Below are 25,528 nucleotides of genomic sequence, written 5' to 3' on the forward strand. Positions count from 1 at the left end.
TCACTCGGCTGCGGACCTTACGTCGTCCCGAGAACCGCTCCGCGGTTCTCGCGGGCTGTCCCCAGAACGGCGGAGCCGTTCTGGTGTGCATGCGAGACGCGCAGCCTCTCGCACACTGCACGAGAGCTTCGCTCTCGTGAACGCCGGGGTTCGCGTAGCGTGGGTTGCCGGCGGAGCCGGCAACTGCATAGCGTGGCGGCGGAGCCGCTACGCGCGGCCCCTTTCAGTCCCACCCGATGTCTCCCCGGGCTTCCGTAACCGGCCCTCAACCGTCCCCAGCAGTCTATGGGAAGATGCTCTCGGGCAGGTACGCCGTCACCGTCCAGTTGGGAGCGTCGACGACCTCGCTGATCTTCAGGTCCACGGCCGCCGAACAGAGGATGTACGCCTCGCCGCGGGTCAGATCACGGTGGGCTTCGAGGTGGTCGATCATGTGCCGGACGGCCTTCTTCGTCGCCTCCATCAGGTCGTCGGCGATACCGGTCGTCGCGTACATCGGCTCGTCCTGCCCCGTCGGGGTGAACGGTCCCGTCGTCTCGAGCTGGGGCTGCTCGATCTCCATGTCCGTCCGGACGTCGAACCGCGCGGTGACGAACATCGGGGCTTCGATGCCCGTCACGCAGACCTCGCCGTCGCCCTGCGCGGCGTGACAGTCGGCCGTCGAGAACAGCGCCCCCTCGGTCTCGATCGGGAGGTAGACCGTCGATCCCTGCGTCATGTGCTTGACGTCCATGTTCCCGCCGACGTCGCGCGGCGGGAGCGTGTCGTGCTCGCCGTCCTCGCCCGGGGCGACGCCGATGATCCCCGGGAACATGTCGAGGGGAACCTCGATGCCGTCGACGAAGTGGCCCACGTCGTCATCCAGATCCCAGACGTGCAGGCCGGCGTCGGGGAACTCCTCGGGGAGGAGTCCGAGGCCCATCTCGCCGGGCATGAACCCGGTGAACCCCCAGCCCTTGTGCTCGAAATCCAGCAGATCGACCGCGAGAACGTCGCCGGGCTCGGCCCCCTCGACGGCGACCGGTCCCGTGAGCGGGTGGACCGGGTCGAAGCTCGCGTTCGCGAGGTCCTCGACGGTCGAGTCGGGGCCGACCTGCCCGTCGAGCGCGTCGCGGCACTCGAACCGGACGACTTCGCCCGGCTCGACGGTCAGGACGGGTTCGAGGCTGTTGTCCCAGACGTGGTGGACGTTCGCGTCGTCGTCGCTCAGCTCGTGGTCGACCGTGTAGGCAGTATCTGACGACATGACGTCCAGAAGGACGTCCCGGTCCGTCATGAAGGTGGAGGTGGAGGTAACAGTCGGCCTACGACTCGTCGAACGGAGCGAATCGGGGGTTCGTGGCTCGGTGAAGCTACGCCTCGTCGAACAGTTCCTCGCCGTCGACGAGGTGCTCCTCGACGGCGTCGAGGTCGAGCGTCAGTCCGAGCCCGGGCTCCTCGGGGATGGTGATGTAGCCGTCCTCGATGACCGTTCCCTCGACGAGATCATCCCACCAGCCCAGTTCGTAGGAGTGGTACTCGACCGCCATGGCGTTCGGGACGGCCGTCCCGACGTGGGCGCTCGCCATCGTCGCCACCGGCGAGGAGACGTTGTGCATCGCCACCGGGACGTAGTACTGGTTGGCGACGTCGGCGATCTTCCGCGTCTCGCGCATCCCGCCCACCTTCGGGAGGTCCGGCGCGATGATGTCGACGGCCTGGTTCTCGATGAGCCGGCGCTCCTCGGTCACCCGGTACCGGTTCTCGCCGGTCGCGATGGGCGTGTTCGTGGACTTGGTGACCTCCTCCTGCACTTCGAGGTTCTCCGGCGGGACGGGGTCCTCGAGCCACCAGACGTCGTACTCCTCGATGGCGGCGGCGAGCCGTTTCGCGCTCCCCCCCGAGAACGACCAGTGACAGTCGAACGCGACGTCGGCCTCGTCCTTCACCCGCTCGGTGACCTCCCGGACGATGTCGACCTTGTGTCTGATCTGTCCCGGCCGGAGGTGGCGGTTCGCGCGGTCCTTCTCGAACCCCGTCGGGATGTCGAGGTCGAACTTCATCGCGTCGTAGCCCAGTTCCTCGACGACGCGCTCTGCCTCGTCGGCGCACGCCTCGGGGTTGGCTTCGGACTCGGTGTGACAGTCACAGTAGACCCGGACCGCGTCGCGGTACTTCCCACCGAGGAGCTGGTAGGCCGGGACCTCCAGTATCTTCCCCGCGAGGTCGTGGAGCGCGATCTCGATGCCCGAGATCGCAGTGACGGTGACGCCCTCGACGCTCCCCTCGCCGGACATCTTCTGGACGAGGTGTTCGTACAGCCGGTCGATGTCGAGGGGGTTCTCCCCGATGACGAACGGCTTCATCCGCTCGATGAGTTCGGGGACGCCCGCGCCCCAGTAGGCCTCGCCGGTCCCGACGATGCCCGCGTCCGTGTAGACGCGGACGAGCGTCCACGGGAAGTTCCCGTCGACCATCGTCGTCTGGACGTCCGTGATCTCGACGTCGCGGCCGCCGCCCCGCTTGGCCGTGACACCCATCGTCTCGGCAGCGAGCTTCCGCATCGTGTACTCCGCGTTCGGGTCGTGGAGATCGGAGTAGTCCGTCGGCATGGGTCGCGGTTCACTCGGTCGGCGGTAAAAGCTATCGAGACGCACCCGTCGCCGGGATTCCGGCCGATCCGGTGGTGTCGGGTCCGCCCTGGTGCGGTCTATTCACCGGAGTACGACCGGGCGAGCTTCGTCTCGAGGTCGCGCTTCACCGACGGCCACTCCTCGTCGAGGACGCTGAAGTAGACCGTGTCCCGGGGGCCCTGGTGGGTCTGCATGTGCCGCCGGAGCGTCCCCTCCTCGGTCGCGCCGATGCGCAGGATGGCCTCCCTCGACCGCCGGTTCCGCGAGTCCGTCTTCAGTTCGACGCGGGCGCAGTCCCACTCCTCGAACGCGTGTGTAAACATGAGATACTTGGCCTCGGTGTTGGCCGGCGTCCGCTGCTGGGCCGGCGTGAGCCACGTCCACCCGATCTCGACGCGCCGGTGCTCCGGGGCGACGTTGCCGAACCGCGTCGAGCCGATCGCCTCGTCGGTCTCCCGCAGGACGGTCGCGAACGGGAGCGCCTCTCGCCGTTCCCGGGCGTCGAGCGCCGCCTCGACGAACTCGCGGATCGCTTCCGGCGACGACCAGTCCCTCGAGAACCACCGGAAGATCTCGGGGTGTGCCCCCGCCTCCTGGAGGTCCACGAGGTGGTCCTCGATCGACAGCGGCTCCAGCCGAACGTACTCCCCTTCGAGCGTGACGGGTTCGAGATCCATGACCCGGCGGTCGCCCCGGGTGATCGTCACTCTACCGACGCCGGTCTCCGGGGCCGTCTACAGCTCGTCGCGCTCTTCGAGCTCGGCGAACACCTCCCGGACCCGTTCGGCCTCGTTCCTGGGGACCACGAGCACCCGGTCGTCGTGGACGGCGACCACGAGATCCGAGACGCCCACGACCGAGACGTGCGAGTCCGCGTCGGTCGCGAGCACGCACCCCTCCGCGTCGAGCGCGAGGGCGTTCCCGTCGACGACGTTCCCGTCCTCGTCGGCCGGCAGGACCCGTTCGAGGGCGTCCCACGTCCCGAGATCGTCCCACTCGACGTCCGTGGGGACGACGAGGACGTCCTCGGCTCCTTCGAGGACGCCGTGGTCGACGCTCACCGCCTCCACCACCTCGAAGGGCTCCCGGTGCCCGGATTCGAGCGCGTCGACCAGCGGCGCGAGCGCGGAGTCGCGGGCCGCCGCGAGGAACTCCCCGGGCGTCCAGACGAACGTCCCCGCGTTCCAGAGGTAGCCGTGTTCGCGGTAGCGCGCGGCCGCCCCCGCGTCGGGCTTCTCGACGAACCGCTCGACGACGTACCCCTCCCCGCCGTCGGCCGTCTCGACGGCCTCGCCCGGCTTCAGGTAGCCGTAGCCGGTCGCGGCGTAAGTCGGCTCGACTCCCAGGGTGACCAGCCCGCCGCGACCACGGGCGAGGCCGATCGCCCGCTCGACGTCCGCGGCGAACGCGGCGTCGTCGCCGACGTGGGCGTCCGAGGGGAGACAGACGAGGACGGGGTCGTCGTATCGATCGTGGAGTTCGTGTGCGGCGTAGGTCAGCGCCGGGCCGGTGTCCTTCGGTTCCGGTTCGACGAGGACCTCCGCGTCGGAGGCGTGCTCGGGTACCCGGTCCGCGTGGGCCGCCCGTGTGAGGACGACCACGCTGTCGGCGAACCGCTCGGCCCGCCGGACCGTTCGGCTCAGCAGCGACCCCTCGCCCGGACCCACGGAACGGAACTGCTTGGGCGTCTCTCTCGAACTCGCCGGGTAGAGGCGGGTCCCGGTCCCGCCGGCGAGGACGACGGCGACGACTGTCATGCACGTCGGGTCGTGGTGGACGACCGAAAGCCTCGCGGATTCCTCACCACTCGACCCGGGAGGCCGTCGGTGACCGACAGCCCGATCCTGACGGTCGTCGGCCGTGTCCGAGTATGGACCAGAACAGCCTCCCGATGGTTCCCGACCTCACCGTCTCCCCGCGGGCGGTCCGCCTCCTGTTCCTGGCGGGGGTCCTCCTGTTCGTGGCGACGTTCGTCCTCCTGGTGCTCGTCGGGTTACTGAGCGCGTAGCTCCAGCGCTTTGGGCGTCTGATTTCGGGGTCTCGCGGGGCGACAGTAGCGCCCCGGGCCGCCGACCGCGAGCCGGACGGTCCCGTGACCGGGCTTTATCCGCCCGTGTCGTGTTCCCCCGGGCATGCGACTCGACCACACCGGGATCGCGACGGAGGACGCCGACGAACTCGCCGGGCTGTACGTCGACCTGCTGGACGCCCGGGTCGTCCACGAGGAGAGTGGTGGCATCCACTTCGTGTTCGTCGAGGTGGGTGACAACTACCTGGAGTTCCTCGAACCCGTCGATCCCGAGAGCGACATCGGACAGTACGTCAGCGAACACGGTCCCGGGTTCCACCATCTCGGCTTCGAGACCGAGGACCTCCCCGCGGCCATGGATCACGCCCGCGGCCTCGGCGTCGACCTGATCGACGAGGAGCCCCGCGAGGGCGCGTGGGGCCACGACATCGCCTTCCTCGACCCCGACTCGACCGGCGGCGTCCTCGTGGAGTTCTTCCAGGAGTAGACGTCGACGTACGCCGCCACGCCTCGCCGACTCGTAGCGGGACGCTTGTGATACGAACGGGTTCGCAGAATCAGTTCGGTGGCGGTACTCCGCGTTCCGGCTGTCCTCCTACTGATCGGTAGACTGTGCCATCACCTCCGTCGGTCCGTGGTATGGTGTGACGTAACAAGAATCTTGTGGCCGGTGCGAGGTCCGCCGGATGGATCCACGGGACCGGTTCGGCTTCGCGGATTCGCGGGACCGTCGATACGGGATACCTACTGGTCGAGAGAGCGGCTACGAACCCTCGGCGCTCGGCAGTCGGGGTAGAGCTAGCCCGGCACCCAGAAGTGAACGTCTGCGGCGCTCACGAGCGGCTTTTCACCCATGTTTTTCGAGCCGAGCGGGACGGCTCAGCCGTCCCGCTGGCCGTGCGAACGGGCGGCTCCGCCGCCCGTGAGCAGAGAGTGGGTGACGTAGTGAGCGCCGGAGGCGCGAACGAGTCATCCCGACGAAGAAAAAGATGGTCTCACCACGTCTCCACGACGCCCTCCCGGACGTCCTCGAGACAGCCCCGACAGTCGACCGAGTCGGGGTCGAAACAGTCCGGCCGGAGGTCCTCGTCGAGTTCGACGGCGCGACGCTCGGCGTAGCGTCGACAGACGATGCGGGCCCGCCCCTCCGCGTCGCGCGGGAGGTCGAGCCGCGCTTCGTCCCGGGCGTCCCGGTAGGCCCGCCGGGCCTCCTCGAACTGCCGGCCGGCCGACCGGACCTTCGAGCGGAGGAGCCACTTCAGGCGGCGGCGGTTGCCCATACCGGTATCAGGAACGGGAGCCACAAATGGCCGTCGCTCCACGAGGCCGTGGCACGCTCACGGGATCCCGCCATCGCGACGGACCGCTTCCGTTTTGCCCGTCTCGGGAGACGGGACCCCATGACACGACGGACGGACGAGTTCGTGACGGTCGACGGCGTGGAACTGCACTACTCGGCGTGGGGCGATCCGTCGGATCCGCCGGTGGTCTGCGTCCACGGCCTCTCGAGGGTCGGGCGTGACTTCGACCCGCTGGCCCGCGAACTCCGCGAGGACTACCGGGTCCTCTGTCCCGACGTCCAGGGCCGGGGGCTCTCGGAGTGGGCTCCCGAGGGGGCGGCCGGGGAGTGGTACGCCGGTTCACGACTCGCCGGGACCCTGGTGGGGTTCTTCGACGAGCTCGGCATCGAGGCGGCCCGCTACGTGGGGACGTCGATGGGCGGCCAGCTCGGGATGGGACTCGCCGCCGGCCCCCTCGAAGATCGGATCACCCACCTCGTGATGAACGACGTCGGACCCGCGCCGGCCGACGACGAGGACGCACGCGAGGGGATCGACCGTCTCGTCGACTACCTCACCGACCCCCCGGCGTTCGATCGGCTCACCGAACTCGAGGCCTACTACCGGGAGACCTACTCGACGTTCAGCGCGATGACCGACGACGAGTGGCGGGTCTTCACCGTCGGCTCGGCACGCCGGACGGCGAACGGCGGTTTCGCGCCCGCGTACGACCCGCGCGTGGTCGAACCGCTCCTGACCGAGGAGATCGAGGCGGACCCCTGGGCGGCGTGGGCGGCCATCGACGTCCCGACGCTCGTCCTGAAGGGCGAGCGGTCCGATATCCTCGCCGACGAGACGTTCGAGGAGATGCGCGAGCGCCGCCCCGAGATCGAGACGGTCGTGGTCGACAGCGGACACGCGCCCTCGCTGAACGTCCCCGAGCAGGTCGAACCGATCCGGGAGCTGTTCGAACGGTAGGCCGCGGTGCTTCCGGAAGTGTCCGCTCGGGCGCTCTGTCGCCCGTGGCAGCCACTCTTTCGGCCCGTAGCCGTTCACTTTCGCCGAGCTACCGTATCCTTAAATACCATAGCGAACCAACCGTCGTACGCCTCCCACTGATACCACGCGGAGGCGAGCAAACCATGACTGACCTGCGAGACCACGCGGCGGAGATACACGAGCAGTTCGCCGAGAAGGTGGACGGGCTCACGGTAGAGGAGATCGAGGAGCGACTGGACACCCTGGTCAACGAGTACCGGGTCCCCCTCGACGAGGCGACCCGTAGCGTCGAGAGCACGTACCTCGAGAAGGCCGGAATGGACCGCGAGGAGCTCGGCGGTCGCGGCGGCAACGAGACCGTCGAGGTCGGCACCATCGACCAGGACGAGCAGTGGATCGACGTCCGGGCGAAGGTCGTCGACCTCTGGGAGCCCCGCTCGGAGAGCATCGCCCAGGTGGGCCTGCTCGGCGACGAGTCGGGCACCGTGAAGTTCGTCGCGTTCGAGACCAGCGAACTCCCCGAACTCGAGGAGGGGAAGGTGTACGCCCTCGGGAACGTCGTCACCGACGAGTACGAGGGCCGTTACTCGGTCAAACTCAACCGGACGACCTCCATCACCGAACTCGACGAGGAGATCGAGGTCGGCGACAACGCGACCGAGGTGACGGGCGCGCTCGTCGACATCCAGTCCGGCAGCGGCCTGATCAAGCGCTGTCCCGAGGAGGACTGCACCCGCGTCCTCCAGAACGGCCGGTGTTCGGAGCACGGCGAGGTCGAGGGCGAGTTCGACCTCCGGATCAAGGGCGTCCTCGACGACGGTGACTCGATCCACGAGGTCATCTTCGGCGAGGAGGCCACCGAGGGGCTGACGGGCATCTCGCTCGCGGAGGCCAAGGAGATGGCCATGGACGCGCTCGACACGACCGTCGTGGCCGACGAGATGCGCGGGACGGTACTGGGACGCTACTACCGGGTTACGGGGCCGGAGTTCGGCCGCTACGTCCTCGCGGACGAGGTCGAAGAGCTGGCCGGGCCGGTCGATGCCGAAGCGACGCTGATCCGAGCGAGGTCGATCTGAGATGAGTTCCAACGCAAACGCCATCCCCACGCGGAAGGTCGCCCGGCGAGTGTTCGCGAGCGAGTTCAACGACGCCGGCTACACGTTCAAGGAGTCCGACGACGAGCGGGCACCGATCTACCTGCTGCTGCCGACGGGCGCACGTGCCAACCGGACCTTCGTCGTCGGCACGCTCACCGAGAAGGAGGACATCGGCGAGGATTCGGAGTACTGGCGCGGCCGCGTCGTCGACCCGACGGGGACGTTCTTCGTCTACGCCGGGCAGTACCAGCCCGACGCGGCGGCGATGCTGCGCGACCTCGAACCGCCGGCGTACGTCGCCATCGTCGGCAAGCCCCGCACGTACGAGCCCGACGACGCCGAGGAGGGCGAGGTACTCGTCTCGCTCCGTCCGGAGTCGATCACGGTCGTCGACGCCGACACCCGCGACCGCTGGGTGGTCGAGACGGCAGAGCGCACCCTCGACCGCATCGAGGCGTTCGACGACGAGGCAAACGAGTACGCCGCGATGGCCCGCGAGCGCTACGACCTCCCCGTGGAGACCTACCGCGATCGCGCCGTCGAGGCGCTCGAGAGCCTCGAGGACGGCGAATCGGCGGAGCCGGAACCCGACGCGATCGACGCCGACTGAGTCGGGTGAACCGGGCGTAGCGGCCGCGGGCCCCCGACACACCCTCCACGCTCGGTTCGTGATCCTACCGCTCAGAGGCTGATCGTCTGACGAACGATTAAGTAGCCCTGGCGAGGAGTCCCACGTAGCATGGGCAACAAGAACAAGACCATCTCCTTCAGGGTCAACGAGGACGCCTTCGAGACCCTGCGGGAGATCGCGGAGGAGCGCGACATCTCGCTCTCGGCGGTCTTCCGCGACTACGTGGACATGCTCGTCGCCCACGACGGCCAGGTCCGCGTCGTTCCGGAGCACGAGGTCGACGAGTCGAGCTCCTCCGGGCCGGAGTCGTTCCCGCCGAAGGTCGAGGTGCCCAAGTCGTTCATCCGCGAGCACGAGCGGCTCGAACTCGAGGCCGAACACCTGCGCGAGCAGCTCGACGAGTACAAGCGCTACGTCACCAAGCTCTCACAGCGCCTCGAGGAGCAGGAGGACGAGGAGGTCATCATGCTCGAGGACCTCGACGAGGAGGAGGCCGAGGACCAGCCGTTCAGGCTCGGCTGACCGGACCACCCGTCGAGCGCCCCGTCCGCTATCGGTAGTCCCGACTGCGCGATCCGGGGTGGACTCGGAAACGTGAACGCCTGCCCGCCTTTATTACACGAACTCGCCTATCGTGGCCATGGACGACACCCGACGCCGGTGCCCGAACTGCGAGTTCGAAGTCGCCGACGAGGGCGTGTGTTCGCTCTGTGGACACGAGATCGATCAGGACGAGTCGTAGACCTCCGTAGGCCTCGAACCGGTCGTTCGCCCGCCGGGACGACGGGAACGGGTACCCCCGATCCCTGGATCGGCCGCCGGCCGATAGCACGCTATCCTCGGTATGCGACCGCGACGGGCCAGCGCGCTGCTGACCGACGTTCTCGACCGGGACACGAGCCCGAGTCCGAGCTACGTCAGCCGCCGTCGTGCCTCCCTCGCCTCCCGTGCCGCCTCCTCGCGTCCGTCGACGTCGGCGAGCTCCTCCGTGGCCTCCAGGGTCCGTACGGCGTCGTCGAGGAAGGAGAGCACGTCGCCGGGGTAGGCGTACAGCATGTAGTCCGCGCCCATCGCGTCGACGATGGCGTCCGGGCCGAGCCCCCGCTCGCGGAGGTCGAGCAGGTACCGCACGAACTTTCGCTCGGGGTGGCCGCAGTGGGGGTTCGACTGACAGTCACAGTCGAGGAAGTCCGTGGCGAAGTCGAGCACCCGCTCCTGACTGGCCTCGTCCAGCTTCGCGATGTTCTCCCCCTGGAACAGCAGGTCGAGCGTCGCGCCGGAGAACGCGCTCTTGGGAAAGCGCGTCTCGAGCTGGGAGGCGAGCTGCCGGTGGTTCTTGACGTAGATCTTGTCCGTGATCGCCACTGCCTCACGGTAGCGGCCCGTAGAGGAAAAGCGTGTTCACTCGCCCGGGCTCGTGTCGTCCGCCCCACGGGGCGCGAATGTCGTAACGTATTTGGGCATCTCCGGGCTACGTGGAGGTGCGAGCCAACAGACAGCGTGTCCGGGTTGGGGTAATGGTTATCCTTCAGCCTTGTGGAGGCTGAGACGCGGGTTCGATTCTCGCACCCGGACTTCCTTACTCCTAGAGGAGTAGGCGAAATAAAATCGCCAGGGGAGTTCGAATCCCGTCGGTCAAAGCGACCGACGAACGAGCCGACCGTCCGATCCGGTGTCCAGTTCGCGCTTCACCACCCTTCGCTCCGGGGAGCGTATCGCCGTTCTCGGGACGGGTCGCTCCGGCTTCTCGTGCGCCCCGACACCGCCGACGCTTTGAGGCGAGCGACTCACTACCCTCCATGACCACCTGGGCCTGGGACGAACGCTTTCGGGAGGGCGAGTACCCGCAGGATCCCGATCCCTCGGAGGTCCTGAAGCGATACGTCGGGACGTTCCCGGAGGGTCGAGCGCTCGACGTCGCCACCGGCACGGGACGCAACGCGGTCTTTCTCGCCGAACGGGGGTACGAGGTCGACGCCGTCGACCGCTCGCGCGAGGGGCTCCGGATCGCCCGCGAGAACGCGAGGGAGCGGGGTGTCGCTGACCGGATGGAGTGGATACAGACCGACGTTCCGAACCACGCCTTCCCCGAGGGGACGTACGACGTGATCACGATCAGCTACTACCGGGCAGTCGACCGGTTCCCCGACATCAAGGAGGCGCTCGCTCCGGGTGGCGTGCTCTACGTCGAGCACCACCTGCGCTCGACCGACGAGGCCGCCGCGGGCCCGAGCAGCGACCGCTACCGGTTCGCGTCGAACGAACTCCTCCACGCCTGTCTCGACCTCACAGTCATACACTACCAGGAGACGAATGACGTGCGGGACGACGGTGGCCTGGCACCGAATGCGCGTGTCGTCGCGCGGAAGACGACGGGGACCCGCCAGTCCTACCCCACGGTCGAGTAGGCGGGCCGAAACCACCATCGCTCCACGGGGAGACGGGTCGCCGATGACTGGGCGGCGGGCCGACCTCGGCGGGGGCGACGAACCGTCACGACACGTCGACGACCACGGGGGACTGCTCTCGGAGCTGGACTCACACGACCTCTCGCTGGCGGTCGAGCCGGCTCGCGCGACGGACGCGGAGGGACGGGAGGTCTTCGCGTTCGACCCCGACGCCGATCCTCGCAATACCTTCCCGCAGTCGGTCGCCAGCGGCGGCCCCACCCCCGAGAGCGTCATCCTCTGGACACGGATCGATCCCGCGGCGTTCGCCCCGGACGAGCCCCTCGGCGTGCGCGTCGCCGTCGACGAGGGGTTCGAGGAGACCGTCTACGAGGGTGTCGTCGAGGACGCCGAAGCGATCCGGGCCCACGACCACACGGTGAACGTCGACCTCGACGGTCACCTCGACCCCGGGACCGAGTACTACTACCGGTTCGTCCACGACGGCGTGGCCTCCCGGGTCGGGCGCTGTCGGACCCTCCCAGCCCCCGGGACGCCGCCCGGCTCGGTCCGGTTCGCCGTTCTCGCCTGTCAGGACTACCAGAACGGCTACTACGGTGCCTACCACCACGTCGCCGAGGAGGACGTCGACTTCCTCGTCCACGTGGGGGACTTCATCTACGAGTCTGCCGCGGGCGAGTTCACGGGGCTCGGCTCCTACGACTACCCCGGCCGGGGGATGGAACTCCCGAACGGGCGCGACCGGGTGCAGGACCTGGAGGACTACCGGTACATCTACCGGCAGTACCGCTCCGACGAGTTCCTCCAGGAGGCGCTCGAATCACACACGCTCATCGCGGGCTGGGACGACCACGAGTTGGTCAACGACGTCTACTGGGACTACCGGACGGACGCGCCGGCGGGCGACCACCCGCGGGGCGACGACCCGGAGTTCATGACCCACCTGATCGCCGACGCGATGCACGCCTGGTGGGAGTACATGCCCGCCCGCGTCCAGTACGACCCGCGCGGCGAGTCGCTCCAGGAGCGGTTCCACATCTGGCGCTCGTTCGAGTTCGGCGACCTCCTCACCCTGGCGATGACCGACGAGCGGCTGTTCCGCGATCCACCGAGAGAGGCGATCCCGACCCCCGACAACGTCGGCCCGCAGTACGAACCCATCGGCCGGACGATGCTCGGGGCCGACCAGCGCGAGTGGCTCGTCGACACCATCACCGGCTCGAAGACGACCTGGACGGTCTGGGCCGACGAGGTGCTGACCGTCCCGCTCAGGCTCGGGAGCGGACCCCTCTCGCTCTACCCGGTCCAGGGGGGCTGGGACGGCTACACCCGCGAGCGACAGAAGATAACCGAGGCCGTCGCGACCGCGGGCGTCGAGAACTTCGTCACGCTCACGGGCGACATGCACTGCTACGTCGCGGCCTACCAGCAGGACTCCTACCCGGGGCGGGTCTCCGGCGGCGAGGGCGTCGCCCAGGGCGAGCGGATCGGCGTCGAGTTCATGACACCCGCGGTCACCTCGCTGAACGTCGCCGAGGCGCTCCACCTCACCCGCGGCTGGCGACGGCGTCTCACCGAACCGCTCCTCTCGTGGCTCGTCCCCGCGATGAACCCCCACATCGAGTTCTTCGACAGCCACCACTGGGGCTACTCGGTCGTGGAGTTCACCCCCCAGGACTGCACCTACGTCGGCTACGCCGTCGACTCCGCCGAAGCCGAGCGGGAGGCCCTCGTCGCCTACCGGGTCCCCGAGGACGAACACGAACTGGAAGAGATCACCGACGAGTACCGCTCGTAGCGACGCGGCAATCCCGTCCCGGGAGTGGCCGCGGCCCCGCCGGGTTCCCTGCTAGCCCGAAGGACAACCTCTTTCTACCGGAGAGACGGAGTGGACGCATGTTGGTCACCATCTCCGGACCCGCGGGTTCCGGGAAGAGCACCGCCGCGGCGGCGCTCGCCGAGACCCTCGGGTACGACCACGTCAGCGGGGGCGACATCTTCCGCGACCTCGCCGACGAGCGTGGGCTCACGCCGCTCGAACTCAACCGACAGGCCGAGGAGGACGAGGCGATCGACCGCGACCTCGACCGTCGCCTGCGCGAGACCGCCGCGACCGGGGACGACCTGATCCTCGAGTCGCGTCTCGCGGGCTGGATGGCCGGCGAGCACGCCGACTTCAGGGTGTGGCTCGACGCCCCGCTCGAGATCCGCGCCCGGCGCATCGCCGACCGGGAGGACAAGCCCATCGACCGTGCGCGCGAGGAGACCCAGGCCCGCGCCACGAGCGAGGCCAAGCGCTACCGCGAGTACTACGGGATCGACATCGAGGAGCTCTCCATCTACGACCTCGTGCTCAACACCGCCCGGCTCGACCCCGACGGGGTGGTCGAGGCCGTCGCCACGATCCTCCGGGCGTACGACCCCGAGGGCGACGAGGGCAAGACGCCGGTCGAGGTCGAGTACGACTTCTCCTGAACCCTCTCGACTACTCACCTACATCACATCCATGCGCGGGCCCCCAACCGAGCGGTCGCCGGCCGACCTGCTCTCCTTCGGCGTCGTCAACCTCGACAAGCCCCCCGGCCCCTCCGCCCACCAGGTCGCCGCCTGGGTCCGCGACCTCGCCGGCGTCGACCGGGCCGCCCACGCCGGCACCCTCGACCCCAAGGTCACGGGATGCCTACCCATCCTCCTCGGGGACGCGACCCGCGCCGCCCAGGTGTTCGACGACTCGCGCAAGGCGTACGTCGCGGTGCTCGAACTCCACGGTCCCGCTCCGGCCGATCTGGAGGGGACCGTCGCCGCGTTCGAGGGGGAGATCTACCAGAAACCGCCCCGGAAGTCCGCCGTCCGGAGACGGCTCCGCACCCGCACGATCCACGCGCTCGACGTCCTCGAGGTAGAGAAACGGAAGGCGCTTCTGCGGGTCGAGTGCGAGGCGGGCACCTACATCCGCAAGCTCTGTCACGACGTCGGACTCGCGCTCGGGACCGGCGCGCACATGGGCCACCTCCGACGCGTCGGCACGGGAAGGTTCGACGACACCGACCTCGTGACGCTCCACGACCTCGCGGACGCCCTCGCGTTCCAGCGCGAGGACGGCGACGACTCCTGGCTCCGCGAGGCGGTCGACCCGGCCGAGCGCGCCCTCGAGGGCCTCCCGTCGCTGACCGTCGCGCCGAGCGCGGCTACCGAGATCGCCCACGGCGCGCCGGTGTACGCGCCCGGGATCCTCGACACCGACCTCGCGGACGCCGACCGGGGGTCGCTGGTCGCCTGCTACACGCCCGACGGCGCGGCGGTCTGTATCGGGACTCTCGTGGGCGATCCCGACGCGGAGTCGGGAACGGTCGTCGATCTGGAGCGGGTACTGGTCTGAGTCTCGCGGATCTCGCTGGAACGAAGCGACACCCTTAATTCGGGGACGGCCATCCTCTCGGACGCCAGGGACCGTGGGGTAGTGGTATCCTCTGCGGATGGGGTCCGCAGGAACCGAGTTCGATTCTCGGCGGTCCCGTAACTCGTTCGGGTTCTCGAGACACGACGAGGTCGTGTCTCGACAGTCCCGCTCTCGAAACCGGTGCTCCGAACCGAAGAGCGGTGCTGATAGTCACTCTGTCCGTAACTCCGATCGGGGTGGGTGGTGGGAGGGCGGGCTCACGCTCACGATCGGGGAGCACCTCGGTATACCTACAGGCGAACCGAGCGTGAGAGGAGCGAGGGGGTCGAAGCGCTGGGGAGTCGCATTCGGATGACACCCCACTGTTCGTGCCGGTCAACTCCGTCTCGGAGTTCGAGAGTCGGGACGCGGCCTCGTTCGTCGCCGTGCCTGTGCTCCGGAACGGGTGGAGTCGTAGCCGCCGGTCACCTCCGGTCGCCAGCCGGGATCCCTGGCGTCACTCCCCGGATCGGAAGCCCCGACCCGGCTCCGCTGTACCCACGTCTACGCCGTGCTGCGCTCGGTCTACCGCTCCGCCGGTAGTTCCAGGGCGACGATACTTGAACCAGTCACACATGTATCGAATATATGTATTACGAAAGGTATATACGTCGGATATACACATTCTCCCGTGGAGACGTCCTCTCCCCCCAACCCCCATTGACGTCTCCCGACCGTGCCACGGGGTGCGGTCGTCGGGTCCGGGCGCGGCAGGTGAGCGGCTCAGGAACCTCACGTGCCGCGATCCCGCCCGACTGCGCGGAAACCGGGGATCCGCCACCCCACGCCTCGGTGACTACGATCGTCCGCAGAGCCGTGACTGTAGCGTCGAACGGGACGGAGCGGACGCCGCGAATGATATCGACGAAACGACACGAACGCTCACGACGTGGTAAGGGCGGGCCGGGTCGAGGAAGTGGCGAACGACGTCGTTCGGGTGGTCAGACGGGATCCGACGGTCGGAACGCCTTCGCTCCCCGGGTAGGTGTGTTCCTGTCGGGGAGGACTCGGTCGCGGGGCGATCGGTGTGCCGCTACCGGTAGAGCGAGACGTAGATCATGGCGAAGCCGATGATGAACGGGACGGTCTCCGCCATCTGGAAGTAGACGAGGCTCCCCCCGGCCTGCCCGCCCACGCTCAACTGTGTCGTGAGGTTGGTGACGGCGACGCCCATGCTCACGAACGCGAAGCCGATGAACGCGGACTGGAGTCGCTCGGATCCCTTCTGGCTGTACGCCTGGAAGCTGATGACGGTGAGCCCGAGCGACAGGCCGAACAGCACCAGTCGCAGGAACATCAGCGCCATCTGTACGAAGTCGACCATTATTGGTTCATCACTTACTGCAAGGGTATAAAACTCTCAGCGGCGACTCGGGAGCCGTTTTCGTCCGATTCCGGGCGGCGGCGCGGCCCGGGTTCGGCTCGCGCATCCGACCGCGCGGGGAGGTCATTCCGCACCCAGTTCGTCCCAGAGCTGTGAGAAGCGGTCGGGGAGATTCTCCCGGCGGTAGATGCGGACCTGGTACTCGTCGTTCTTCAGGGTGATGACGGTGCTGTCGAAGTTACATTCGTATATCTTGAAGTGGTTGCCGTCGTCGGCGATGGCGGTCCGCTGTTTGATGAGGTCGTGTTCCTCAAGGAGTTCGAGACGCCGGTAGATCGTCGGGAGCGAGAACCCCACCTCCTCCGAGAGCTCCTTCGCCGACCGGGGCTCCCGGCTGATGGCGGCGAGCACGGTCCGTGCGTGCTCGTCGCCGATGGTGTTCAGTACCTCCTCGATGGTACGCTCTCCTGCCACGGACGCTGGTTCAGAGGGCATCATAAAGCAGTTACCCACGTCATCGAATCCTGAAACGCACCCGCGAACGTCGGGCGCGGGGTGCCCGCGTCACTCGGCGACCGTGTTCCGCAGCGTCCCGACGCCCTCGTAGGTGATCTCGACCTCGTCGCCGGGTTCGAGGAGTCCGGGATTGGCCGGGCTCCCGAACGAGATCACGTCGTTTCGCCGGAAGGTGAACCGCTTCGAGAGGTACGAGACGATCTCTCGTGGCCCGAAGAACGTGCTCGCGGTCGTGTCGGACTGCCGGCGCTCGCCGGCGACGTACGTCTCCATCTCGACGTCCGCGGGGTCGACTTCGGTGTCGATACACGGGCCGAGGGGTGCCGACCCGTCGAACGCCTTGCGTTCGGTGATCCCCTGCTGGTCGAGCGCGTCGACGTCGTTCAGTACGGTGTACCCCCGGACGTACTCGTCGACCTCCTCCTCCTCGATGTCGTGGCAGGTCCGACCGATCACCGCCGCGAGCTCCCCGGCGTAGGTGAGCTCCTCGGTGAACGAGGGGTACTCGATGGGCTCGCCGTGGGCGAGCATCGACGTCGGGGGCTTGATGAAGAAGCTCGGCTCGTCGGGGATCTCGTAGCCCATCTGTTCGACGGTCTCGCCGTAGTTGCGGCCGACGCAGTAGAGCGCCGACGGTTCGCACGGCACCAGCAGGTCCACCTCCTCGGTGGCCGTATCGAACGTCCCCACGTCCGTCTCGACGACGCCCTCGTCGTATCGACCCTCCAGTACGTCACCCTCCGGGGTCTCGATCCGTGCGACCTTCATACGCGGGCCCCGCCCGGGTGGGGCTTACCTCTGTCCCTTCCCGTCGACCGGATGCGCCACTCGCGGGCGGACCGGCCTCCGATTCCGATTGGACTCCCCGACCGCCGACCGAGGTCGCCTATAGTAGCGTTTGGAACCGATGACACACGCCGGACGGGGACGGTCCCCCCGTCCGTGAGTAAAGCGTCCAACCGCTACTATACCGTTCCGTTTAGTATCCTGCCGCACCTACCGGAGGTATGGAACCACTCGACGGCACGTCGGTCGCCGTCATCGGCGGCGGGTTCGGGGGGCTCTCGACCGCTTGCTACCTCGCCGACGCCGGTGCGGACGTGACCGTCCTGGAGAAGAACGAGCAGCTCGGGGGACGGGCTTCCCGCCTCCAGCGCGACGGGTTCCGCTTCGACATGGGGCCCTCCTGGTACCTGATGCCCGACGTGTTCGAGCGGTTCTTCTCACACTTCGACCGCGCGCCGGAGGACTACTACACCCTCCAGCGCCTCGATCCTCACTACCGGATCTTCTTCAAGGACGGCGATCGGATCGACGTGACGCCGGACGTCGAGACGAACGTCGAGACGTTCGAGTCCTACGAACCGGGCGCGGGCGAGGCGCTCCGGGAGTACCTCGACACCTCCGAGGAGCACTACGAGGTGGCGATGAACCAGTTCGTCTACGAGGACCGGCCCCGGCTCCGGGACTGGGTCGACCTCGACGTGATGCGGGCGGCACCCATCGGGCTCACACTCCTGGGGACGATGGACGACTACGTCTCGGGCTACTTCGAGAGCCCGAAGCTCCAGCAGATCATGCAGTACACGCTGGTGTTCCTGGGCGGCTCGCCGAAGAACACCCCCGCGCTCTACAACATGATGAGCCACGTCGACTTCAACCTCGGCGTCTACTACCCGGAGGGTGGCATCGGCGCGGTGGTCGACGGGCTGGTCGAACTCGGTTCCGAACTCGGCGTCGAGTACCGGACGAACGCCGAGGTGACCGAGATCATCACTCGAAGACGGGGGTTCGAACTCGAACTCGCCGCGACGGCCGCCGGCGTCGCGGCCCCGGAGTCGGTCGCGGCGGCCGCGGACGGCGGCGTCCACACCGAGACGGGCGACCGGCTCCGCGTCGACCGCGTCGTGAGCGACGCCGACTACGCCCACACCGAGCAGGAGCTACTCCCCGAACATCTCCGGGGGTACGACGAGTCCTACTGGGAGTCCCGAACCTACGCGCCGTCGGCGTTCCTGCTCTACCTCGGCGTCGAGGGTGACGTCGAGGCCCTCGCCCACCACACGCTCGTCCTCCCCACGGACTGGGACCCGCACTTCGAGGAGATCTTCGACCGGCCGGCCTGGCCCGACGACCCCGCGTACTACCTCTGTGTCCCCTCGAAGACCGACGACACCGTCGCGCCCGAGGGTCACTCGAACCTGTTCGTGCTCGTCCCCATCGCGCCCGGGCTGGAGGACTCCCCCGCGACGCGTGAGGCCTACCGCGGGAAGATACTCGCGGACGTCGCCGAGCACACGGGCGTCGACCTCCGGGACCGGATCGTCCTCGAGGAGTCCTTCTCGGTCTCGGACTTCGCCGCGCGCTACCACTCGATGCGCGGGACGGCGCTCGGGATGGCCCACACCCTGCGACAGACGGCGCTCCTGCGCCCCGAGCGGCGCTCGAAGGAGGTCCCCGGACTCTACTTCACCGGGTCCTACACCACCCCCGGGATCGGCGTGCCGATGTGTCTCATCGCCGGCCAGCACACCGCCGACGCCGTGATCGAGGACGCTTCGTGATCCTCGCCACCCGCCGATGAGCCTCACCGACGTCGTCCCGCTCGACCGCGTGCTCCCCTCCGAGGAGACCCTCGTGGGGTACCTCCTGCGGCTCTCCCGACCGCGGTTCTGGCTCTACCTCGCCGGTCCCGTCGTCGTCGGCGTGACGTTCGCCGCCCGTTCGCCGGCGGAGCTGTTCTCCCCGCTCGCGCTCGTCCTGTTCGGCTACTTCCTCCTCCCCGCCAACGTCTACCTCTACGGTATCAACGACGTCTTCGACCGCGACGTCGACGCCGAGAACCCGAAGAAGGAGGGCCGCGAGGTCCGCTACGACGGTTCCCAAACCGTGCTCGCCGCCGTCGTCCTCTCGGGGCTCGCGGGGCTCGCGTTCGTCCCGTTCTTCGCCCTGCGGGGCCAGTACGGTGCCGCCTCTGCCACCCTCATCTACCTCTTCCTGGCGACGGAGTACTCGGCCCCGCCCCTGCGGTTCAAGACGACCCCGTTCCTCGACTCGATCTCGAACGGGCTCTACGTCCTGCCCGCGGTGATCGCGTTCGCGGCCGTCGCCGGCTCGCTCCCGCCGCTGGGTGCTATCGCCGGCGGCTGGCTCTGGGCGATGGGGATGCACACGTTCTCGGCCATCCCCGACATCGAACCGGACCGCGAGGCCGGGATCCGGACGACGGCGACCGAACTCGGCGAGGCCAGTACGTACCGCTACTGCGCGGCGGTCTGGCTGCTCGCCGCCGCCGTCTTCCTCGCCGTCCACCCCTTCTTCACCGCCGTCCTGCTGGTCTACCCGCTCCTGGTGTTCGGTATCGTCCGCTCGGACGTCGACGTCGACGACGCCTACTGGTGGTATCCCTTCGTGAACACGCTCGCCGGGATGACGATCACGCTGGCGGGGCTGTGGGTGCTCCTGTATGGCTGATCGTGATTACCGTCGCCGGCTGAGGACTCGACCACTCTCGGCTGTCCGGGAGCGTCCGATTCCGATGAGAGGGATCCATGAACAACGACGATAATCACTACGAGACCGGTGCGTTCGGCGACCGCTCGCTCCCGCGTTCGCGGGCGGAGTTCGAGTCCGCGTTCGACGAGCTCGTCCGCGAGAACCGTTTCACGATCGCCGTCGTCTTCCCCGTCGTCGGCGCGGTGGTGCTCGTCGCCTCCGCCGAGGCGCTCCTGCCGGAGCCGCTCTCGTTCAACCCCTGGCTCGTCCTGTTGGGGACGCTCGTGATGCGCCTCCCGCTGATCGCGGGCGTCGCGCCGCTCGTCGACCGCCGGGCCGCTCTCGGCATCGGGCTGCTCACGATCTACGCGTACGGTATCGAACTGCTCGGCGTGATCACGGGGTTTCCCTACGGGGCCTTCGAGTACGGGATCGACCTCGGCCCCATGCTGTTCGGGCTCGTCCCGGTCGGGCTCCCGGTGTTCTTCTTCCCGCTCGTCCTCAACGCCTACCTGCTCGTGCTCCTGCTCCTGGACGAACGGGCGGCGTCGGCGCCCATCCGACTGCTCTCGGTGATCGGAACGGTCCTCGCCGTCGACCTCGTGCTCGATCCGGGTGCCGTGGCGCTCACCTTCTGGACGTACGACGGCGGGGGGGCGTTCTACGGCGTCCCGTGGTCGAACTACGCGGGCTGGGTGCTCTCCGCGACCGTCGCGGTGCTGGCGTTCGACCTGTCGTTCGACCGGGACGCCCTCACGAATCGGCTCGACGGGACCGAGTTCATGCTCGACGACCTCGTCTCCTTCGTCGTCCTCTGGGGGTCGATAAACGCCTACTTCGGCAACTGGATACCCGTCCTCGTGGCTGCCGCGCTCGGGGCCGGCCTCCTCTACACCGACCGCTTCGACTTCGCCGTCGGCACGGGCGTCCCTCCGGCGGATCGCTGAGGCCCGGGGGATCGCTCTCGTTCTCACTCCTCCCGGCTCCCGTTCGTGCTCGACCGGGGGTCAGGGCCGCCGCAGTTCGACGCAGAAGACCGCTCCCTCGGGATCGGCGTCCTCCACCCACACCGAGCCACCGTAGAACCGAACGAGCGTCTCGACGAGGTAGAGCCCGAGCCCCAGCCCGGAGCTCTCCGCCCGCTTCTCGCCCTGGTCGAACAGCCGCTCCTTCCGGTCGTCGGGTATCCCGGGACCGTTGTCGGCGACTCTGACGACGACGGTCTCCTCGCGCTCGTCGAGGGTCGCCTCGATCCGCACGTGGGCCTTGTCGTTGTGGAAGACGGCGTTGTTCAGCAGGTTCGAGAACACCGACGAGAGCAGCGGCGTCGCCAGCACCTCGACGCCCGGGTCGCGTGACTCCGGACCGGCGACGGTGAGCGGCGTCGGCCGATCCTCGTACTCCGCCCGGAGCTTCTCTACCTCGCTGGCCAGGATCGCCGAGACGTCCGTCGGGACGAGCGGGTCCCTGCTCTCGTCGACGAGTTCGGCGAAGTCGCCCGCGGCCTCGACGAGTTCGAGCGTGTGACCGGCGGCCTTGCGGACTCGCCGGAGCGCCCCCTCGCCTTCGGGGTCGACGTGCTTCTCGAGCAGGCTGAGCCAGCCGGTGACGAGGTTGAGGTCGTTGCGGACGTCGTGCCGGAGGATCTGATTGACGAGCGAGAGCCGTTCGCGCTCCTCGACCATCTCGTCGCGCTGTCGCTCGGCACGTCGCTCGGCGAGGACGCGGTCGGTGACGTCGTCGTGAGCGACCACCACGAATCGGCCGTCGCAGGTGGTCAGTGGGGCGGCCAGGAGCCGAAACCACCGTCGCTCGGTCGGCGAGTGACACGGGTACTCCATCGTAAACCGCTCGCAGTCCCCGGACAGGACCGACCGGATTCCGGTCGCCGCCCGTTCGGCGTCACCGTCCTCCGCCTTCCTCGTGGCAGCCTCCGTCACCGCCAGGTAGCTCACCCCGACGTGGTCCTGTGACTCCGTGATACCGTTCTCGGCCGCGAACTCCCGCCAGGCCCGGTTCGTGTCCACGATGACCCCGTCGCGGTCGAGCGTGGCCGTGCTCAGCGGAAGCGCGTCCAGGACCTCGCGGGCGAGCGACCCCGACTGTGTGTGGGAACTCATCTCGGCTCTCCGGGGGAGAACACCCCTTGCAGACCGTACAGCACGTGCCTACTTATACTGCGCCGTGGCAAGCGCCGAAACCAATCGACGGCGAACCGCCCCTGAGCGAGGCCGTCGACCCGCACTCGGTCACCAGGTGTGTCCGCCTTCCGCTCCGGCCGGAACACGGCAACGGTGTCGACGCCGCTGGGGACGTACGGGAGGGGTCGTGGGTCGGTAGTCGGGACCCGAACCGACCGCGGGCGAGTGCGTCACCGGACGACGGAGGGCTCCCCGTGGTCCGGGCCGTGTCGGGTCGTGGCACCGTTCGGGACGGCGCTCACCCGCGCGAAGACCGCCTCCGGATCCTTCTGCCACTGCCAGTGGAGCCACGTCCTCGCCACCAGCGAGAACTTCCGGCGGCGCGACAGCGACGGCGTCTCCGCGAGCACGTCACAGTCCAGTTCGCGAACGAGTCGGTGGTGGTCGGCGTAGAGGACGGCCGCGGTGAGCACGGGGAGCTGACAGTCCTCGGGGAGGTACTCGATGCCGGCGACGCCCTCGCGGTAGAGCGACTCGGCCCGTGCGAGCTCCTCGCGAACCGCCGCGGCGAACGCCTCGTCGTACTCGAGATCCTCGACCTGGCGCTCGGTCGCGCCGTTGCCCCGGAGGGTTTCGAGGGGGAGGTAGATGCGCCCACGGTCGAGGACGTCCTCGCGGACGTCGCGGACGAAGTTGGTGAGCTGGAACGCCTCGCCGAGCGCCCGGGCTCGCTCGATGGCCGGCTCCGGGTCGTCCGGGAGCATCACGTACGTCATCATCACGCCGACGGCCGAGGCCGACCCGCGCATGTAGGCCTCGAGTTCCTCGTAGGTCTCGTACCGGGACCGCTCGATGTCCGACAGCATCGCCTCGATGAACACCTCGACCTCCGCCTCGGGGATACCGTACTCCTCGCGGACGTCCGCGAACGCGGCCAGCACGGGGTCGTCGGTCTCCTCGCGGCCCAGCGCCGCCTCGCGGATCTCCTCCAGCCGTCGCCGCTGGGCCTCCGGGGGCATCCCGTCGGCGTTGTCCACCACCTCGTCGGCGACCCGGAAGAAGGCGTAGAGGACGTACGTGGCACGCCGGACCCGCTCGGGGAGGAGGCGGGTGGCGTAGTAGAACGTCCGCCCGGTCCGACGGTGGATGGACTTGCTCTCGGCGAGCTGGGAACTGTCTACCATTCGCTACCCTCGGATACGCCCGGAGCCGTCTTATGTGTTTGTACCCCGGAACCGGCGGAACGACTGTCTTCGGAGGTTTTTGCCGGGTTTCGAACCCTGACCACGACGCCGGATCGTGCCGTCTCCGGGCACGAGCCCCGGTCGATATACGTTTTTTCTGATACCGGTGGGGGTTGAACCGAGATTCGCTCGGCGGCCGGTCTACGCCCCGAGATACCCCCACGCCAGGAGTCGGTCGCCGTCCCCCTCGATCCAGCGCTCGCCGATGTCGTCGCGGTAGTAGAGGTTGGGGATGACGATGTCGTCGATACGGTCGTACGCCTGCTCGCGGGCGGCCTGCATGGTCTCGCCTTTCCCCGTGACGACCAGCGGCATCCCGCTCTCGCCGGCGACGCGCCACTGTCCGTCGACGCGTTTCGCGTCCTCGATATGTACCCCCTCCGGCGATTCACGGCTCGCCACCGTCGCCGTTCGCTCCTCCCGAGGCGTCCCCTCCGGTCCCGCCTCGCGATCGAAGACGACCGCGGCGTTTCGGGAGTTCTCGTCGTAGGTCTTCTCGTCGTCGAACGGGAACGGCGGCAGGACGACCCGGACGCCGACCTGGTAGCCCCGGTGGACCCGGAGGTCGGGATCGTTCCCGTGCGCGAGATCGCAGAAGAACGCCCCCGTCGAGGACTCGATCGATTCCTCCTGGAGAGCAATCGTGGGGTAGCCGAACCGCGGGGTGAACTCTAAGGGATAGATGCCATTCTCGTTGACGATGCAGTTGATGTCGATACTGCCGACATACCCTTCGTTGGCGAGCCACTCCTCGATCTTTCCGAACGTCTCTTGGAACAGTTTGTTCTGCCCGGCCCAGAACATCGATGTCCCCATCTCGCCCGTCGACGGGCCGATGTTTCCCGGAAATAATTTCTTATGCTCAAAATTAAAATTGACTTGGTCGATGAACTCGTTGCCGTTGAAGAACCCACAGATGGCGATCTCGACGCCTTCGACTTTCCGCTGCAACTGGAACCCCTTCATTCGGTGGCCCCACGCTTTCCTGTAGGCTTTCAGTACGTCGACGACGTCGCTCCCGTCGTCTTCGTTCCCGACGTAGAGCAGTCGCTTGACGTTCTGGACTTCGCCCAGCGGCTTGATAACGTATGGTGCTGGGTTCCCTTGGACGTGCCCGATCCCCGCCTCGAAGGACGTGAACTCGTGGTGGTCGAGCGTGTCCACGCCGTGCGCTTCGAGGACCTCCATCGCGTACCCGCGGTCGTCCTCCAGCCGGTCGGTGTTCGGCGTCCCGCCGACGACGGCGTGGCCGTCCTCGCGCAGCTCCCGGGCCAGTTCGCCGGTACCCACGTCGTTCCCGACCCAGATGTCGTCGAAGACGATCACGTCGGCCCAGTCGAGTTCCGCCCGCCAGTCGTCGGTCTTCGGGACGAACCCGTCGGCGATCTCGCGATCCGACTCGGCCTCGATGTAGTACCGGACGTCGTGGCCCTCGCGGTGGACCTGCCAGGCGAGGTCGCCGACGAGCGCGGCGTCGAGCGAGCAGAAGAGGAAGCGCTTCGACTCCATGGGATGGACCTCTCGCCCGGCCCTCAAAAAGCGGTACGTCCGCGTCGACTACCCTCCGCCCTCGTGTTCCATCCGCTCGACGAGCCGCACGTGGTTCGCCGTCTCGTCGAGGACGTCGCCGTAGATCCCCAGCGCGACCACGACGTCCTCCCCGTGTTCGACCACCGTCACGTCGACGACGACGCCGATACGCTCGCCGTCGACCTCGGCCGTCCCGGCGTAGCTCACTGTCCGCGCCGGCTCACCGAGGACGGTCACGTTTCGACTGCTGACCTCGCGGAGGTCGCTCACGTTGGCGACCCCGCCCGCGGTCCGGAGGTCGGACACCCGATCGAGGACGAACGAGGCGAGTTCCCGGTTCGAGAGCTGGGTCACCGGGTTCACCGACTGGCCCTCGACCCTGACGTCCGGGGAACTGTAGAGGAGCAGGATCGCGGTCTCGTTCGCGGCGGTCGTCTTCGAGTAGCCCGAGACCCACGTCCGGGCGGTGACGTCGCGGGAGATCCCGAACATCCCGGCACGGTAGGTCAGCGGGACCTCGGTCGTGTTCCCGTGGACGTATCCGCTCGCTTCGAGCGCCGGAGCGGGGAGCGTCGCGGGCGAGGCGGCGTACTCGACGAGAGTCCCGCTACAGCCGGCGAGGACGACCGTCAGGGCCACGAGCACGATCCCGACCCTGCTCCCACTTCCGAACATAACACATCTGATGTTTCAATCGAGCTTGAACTTTGCTCCGTCCGTCGCTACCGGACGGTGGGCACGGTGGGATCGCCCGCCCCCTCGTATGCCGAGAGGAGTCCT

Annotated in this window: 26 protein-coding genes and 2 tRNA genes; 15 read left to right on the forward strand and 13 right to left on the reverse strand. The window is 68.1% G+C overall.

Annotated elements, in window-relative coordinates; genetic code table 11:
* Positions 1-283 precede the first annotated feature (283 nt).
* The 4 genes from WDJ58_RS10460 to WDJ58_RS10475 all read right to left on the reverse strand — a co-directional run bounded on the left by WDJ58_RS10460 (position 284) and on the right by WDJ58_RS10475 (position 4,369).
* Complete coding sequence (locus WDJ58_RS10460; RefSeq protein ID WP_338917646.1) at positions 284-1,246, reverse strand: acetamidase/formamidase family protein; 963 nt, start codon at positions 1,244-1,246, stop codon at positions 284-286.
* Positions 1,247-1,352: 106 nt separating this feature from the next.
* Positions 1,353-2,591, reverse strand: coding sequence for a mandelate racemase/muconate lactonizing enzyme family protein (locus WDJ58_RS10465; protein WP_338917647.1), 1,239 nt, complete (start codon positions 2,589-2,591; stop codon positions 1,353-1,355).
* Between the two features lie 98 nt (positions 2,592-2,689).
* Positions 2,690-3,289, reverse strand: coding sequence for a GNAT family N-acetyltransferase (locus WDJ58_RS10470; RefSeq protein ID WP_338917648.1), 600 nt, complete (start codon positions 3,287-3,289; stop codon positions 2,690-2,692).
* A 57-nt stretch (positions 3,290-3,346) separates the two neighbouring features.
* Positions 3,347-4,369 (reverse strand): mannose-1-phosphate guanylyltransferase, encoded by a 1,023-nt coding sequence (locus WDJ58_RS10475; RefSeq protein WP_338917649.1) that lies wholly within the window; start codon positions 4,367-4,369, stop codon positions 3,347-3,349.
* 113 nt (positions 4,370-4,482) lie between these two features.
* Here WDJ58_RS10475 and WDJ58_RS10480 point away from each other — a divergent pair, with 113 nt between their 5' ends.
* Both WDJ58_RS10480 and mce read left to right on the forward strand, forming a co-directional pair.
* The gene (locus WDJ58_RS10480; protein WP_338917650.1) at positions 4,483-4,620 is read left to right on the forward strand and encodes a hypothetical protein; all 138 of its coding nucleotides are present in this window, start codon (positions 4,483-4,485) and stop codon (positions 4,618-4,620) included.
* 124 nt (positions 4,621-4,744) lie between these two features.
* Positions 4,745-5,128 (forward strand): methylmalonyl-CoA epimerase, encoded by a 384-nt coding sequence (gene mce / locus WDJ58_RS10485; protein ID WP_338917651.1) that lies wholly within the window; start codon positions 4,745-4,747, stop codon positions 5,126-5,128.
* 508 nt (positions 5,129-5,636) lie between these two features.
* Here mce and WDJ58_RS10490 read toward each other — a convergent pair.
* On the reverse strand, positions 5,637-5,921 hold the full coding sequence (locus tag WDJ58_RS10490) for a DUF7091 family protein (protein WP_338917652.1): 285 nt from the start codon (positions 5,919-5,921) through the stop codon (positions 5,637-5,639).
* Between the two features lie 120 nt (positions 5,922-6,041).
* Between WDJ58_RS10490 and WDJ58_RS10495 the strand changes: the two genes are divergently transcribed.
* From WDJ58_RS10495 to WDJ58_RS10510, 4 genes are all read left to right on the forward strand, one after another.
* On the forward strand, positions 6,042-6,899 hold the full coding sequence (locus tag WDJ58_RS10495) for an alpha/beta fold hydrolase (protein ID WP_338917653.1): 858 nt from the start codon (positions 6,042-6,044) through the stop codon (positions 6,897-6,899).
* A 164-nt stretch (positions 6,900-7,063) separates the two neighbouring features.
* Entirely contained in the window at positions 7,064-7,999 is a 936-nt protein-coding gene (locus tag WDJ58_RS10500; RefSeq protein ID WP_338917654.1) for a replication factor A, read from the forward strand.
* A 1-nt stretch (position 8,000) separates the two neighbouring features.
* On the forward strand, positions 8,001-8,630 hold the full coding sequence (locus WDJ58_RS10505) for an RPA family protein (RefSeq protein ID WP_338917655.1): 630 nt from the start codon (positions 8,001-8,003) through the stop codon (positions 8,628-8,630).
* Positions 8,631-8,759: 129 nt separating this feature from the next.
* The gene (locus WDJ58_RS10510) at positions 8,760-9,173 is read left to right on the forward strand and encodes a ribbon-helix-helix protein, CopG family (RefSeq protein WP_338917656.1); all 414 of its coding nucleotides are present in this window, start codon (positions 8,760-8,762) and stop codon (positions 9,171-9,173) included.
* 390 nt (positions 9,174-9,563) lie between these two features.
* On the opposite strand, the gene WDJ58_RS10515 is transcribed toward WDJ58_RS10510, so the two are convergent.
* Positions 9,564-10,016 carry a DUF5814 domain-containing protein gene (locus WDJ58_RS10515; protein WP_338917657.1) on the reverse strand — a complete coding sequence of 151 codons (453 nt, stop codon included), beginning with the start codon at positions 10,014-10,016 and terminating at the stop codon, positions 9,564-9,566.
* A 138-nt stretch (positions 10,017-10,154) separates the two neighbouring features.
* On the opposite strand from WDJ58_RS10515, the gene WDJ58_RS10520 reads away from it, so the two are divergent.
* The 6 genes from WDJ58_RS10520 to WDJ58_RS10545 all read left to right on the forward strand — a co-directional run bounded on the left by WDJ58_RS10520 (position 10,155) and on the right by WDJ58_RS10545 (position 14,576).
* Positions 10,155-10,226 (forward strand) — tRNA-His (locus tag WDJ58_RS10520).
* A gap of 224 nt (positions 10,227-10,450) precedes the next feature.
* Positions 10,451-11,059 carry a class I SAM-dependent methyltransferase gene (locus WDJ58_RS10525; RefSeq protein ID WP_338917658.1) on the forward strand — a complete coding sequence of 203 codons (609 nt, stop codon included), beginning with the start codon at positions 10,451-10,453 and terminating at the stop codon, positions 11,057-11,059.
* 43 nt (positions 11,060-11,102) lie between these two features.
* Entirely contained in the window at positions 11,103-12,857 is a 1,755-nt protein-coding gene (locus WDJ58_RS10530) for an alkaline phosphatase D family protein (protein ID WP_338917659.1), read from the forward strand.
* A gap of 98 nt (positions 12,858-12,955) precedes the next feature.
* Positions 12,956-13,534 (forward strand): (d)CMP kinase, encoded by a 579-nt coding sequence (gene cmk, locus WDJ58_RS10535; RefSeq protein ID WP_338917660.1) that lies wholly within the window; start codon positions 12,956-12,958, stop codon positions 13,532-13,534.
* A gap of 31 nt (positions 13,535-13,565) precedes the next feature.
* Complete coding sequence (locus tag WDJ58_RS10540; protein WP_338917661.1) at positions 13,566-14,438, forward strand: RNA-guided pseudouridylation complex pseudouridine synthase subunit Cbf5; 873 nt, start codon at positions 13,566-13,568, stop codon at positions 14,436-14,438.
* A 67-nt stretch (positions 14,439-14,505) separates the two neighbouring features.
* Positions 14,506-14,576 (forward strand) — tRNA-Pro (locus WDJ58_RS10545).
* A gap of 955 nt (positions 14,577-15,531) precedes the next feature.
* Here WDJ58_RS10545 and WDJ58_RS10550 read toward each other — a convergent pair.
* The 3 genes from WDJ58_RS10550 to WDJ58_RS10560 all read right to left on the reverse strand — a co-directional run bounded on the left by WDJ58_RS10550 (position 15,532) and on the right by WDJ58_RS10560 (position 17,106).
* On the reverse strand, positions 15,532-15,822 hold the full coding sequence (locus WDJ58_RS10550) for a DUF7521 family protein (RefSeq protein ID WP_338917662.1): 291 nt from the start codon (positions 15,820-15,822) through the stop codon (positions 15,532-15,534).
* 123 nt (positions 15,823-15,945) lie between these two features.
* Positions 15,946-16,317: an ArsR/SmtB family transcription factor gene (locus tag WDJ58_RS10555; protein WP_380660659.1), complete on the reverse strand. Its 372-nt coding sequence runs from the start codon at positions 16,315-16,317 to the stop codon at positions 15,946-15,948.
* A gap of 69 nt (positions 16,318-16,386) precedes the next feature.
* The gene (locus WDJ58_RS10560) at positions 16,387-17,106 is read right to left on the reverse strand and encodes a fumarylacetoacetate hydrolase family protein (RefSeq protein WP_338917664.1); all 720 of its coding nucleotides are present in this window, start codon (positions 17,104-17,106) and stop codon (positions 16,387-16,389) included.
* A gap of 239 nt (positions 17,107-17,345) precedes the next feature.
* Here WDJ58_RS10560 and WDJ58_RS10565 point away from each other — a divergent pair, with 239 nt between their 5' ends.
* The 3 genes from WDJ58_RS10565 to cruF all read left to right on the forward strand — a co-directional run bounded on the left by WDJ58_RS10565 (position 17,346) and on the right by cruF (position 20,780).
* Entirely contained in the window at positions 17,346-18,902 is a 1,557-nt protein-coding gene (locus WDJ58_RS10565) for a phytoene desaturase family protein (RefSeq protein ID WP_338917665.1), read from the forward strand.
* A gap of 16 nt (positions 18,903-18,918) precedes the next feature.
* Entirely contained in the window at positions 18,919-19,812 is an 894-nt protein-coding gene (locus WDJ58_RS10570) for a prenyltransferase (protein ID WP_338917666.1), read from the forward strand.
* Positions 19,813-19,889: 77 nt separating this feature from the next.
* Entirely contained in the window at positions 19,890-20,780 is an 891-nt protein-coding gene (gene cruF, locus WDJ58_RS10575; RefSeq protein ID WP_338917667.1) for a bisanhydrobacterioruberin hydratase, read from the forward strand.
* A 60-nt stretch (positions 20,781-20,840) separates the two neighbouring features.
* On the opposite strand, the gene WDJ58_RS10580 is transcribed toward cruF, so the two are convergent.
* The 4 genes from WDJ58_RS10580 to WDJ58_RS10595 form a co-directional block, all read right to left on the reverse strand.
* Positions 20,841-21,953 (reverse strand): ATP-binding protein, encoded by a 1,113-nt coding sequence (locus tag WDJ58_RS10580; RefSeq protein WP_338917668.1) that lies wholly within the window; start codon positions 21,951-21,953, stop codon positions 20,841-20,843.
* A 251-nt stretch (positions 21,954-22,204) separates the two neighbouring features.
* On the reverse strand, positions 22,205-23,158 hold the full coding sequence (locus WDJ58_RS10585; RefSeq protein WP_338917669.1) for a phytoene/squalene synthase family protein: 954 nt from the start codon (positions 23,156-23,158) through the stop codon (positions 22,205-22,207).
* A 201-nt stretch (positions 23,159-23,359) separates the two neighbouring features.
* Positions 23,360-24,727, reverse strand: coding sequence for a phosphoribosylamine--glycine ligase (locus tag WDJ58_RS10590; RefSeq protein WP_338917670.1), 1,368 nt, complete (start codon positions 24,725-24,727; stop codon positions 23,360-23,362).
* Between the two features lie 48 nt (positions 24,728-24,775).
* Positions 24,776-25,423 carry a DUF6517 family protein gene (locus tag WDJ58_RS10595; RefSeq protein WP_338917671.1) on the reverse strand — a complete coding sequence of 216 codons (648 nt, stop codon included), beginning with the start codon at positions 25,421-25,423 and terminating at the stop codon, positions 24,776-24,778.
* Between the last annotated feature and the right edge of the window lie 105 nt (positions 25,424-25,528).

Origin of the sequence: Salinirubellus litoreus (assembly GCF_037335815.1) — an archaeon.
In the GTDB taxonomy this organism is placed as follows: Archaea; Halobacteriota; Halobacteria; order Halobacteriales; family Haloarculaceae; genus Salinirubellus; species Salinirubellus litoreus.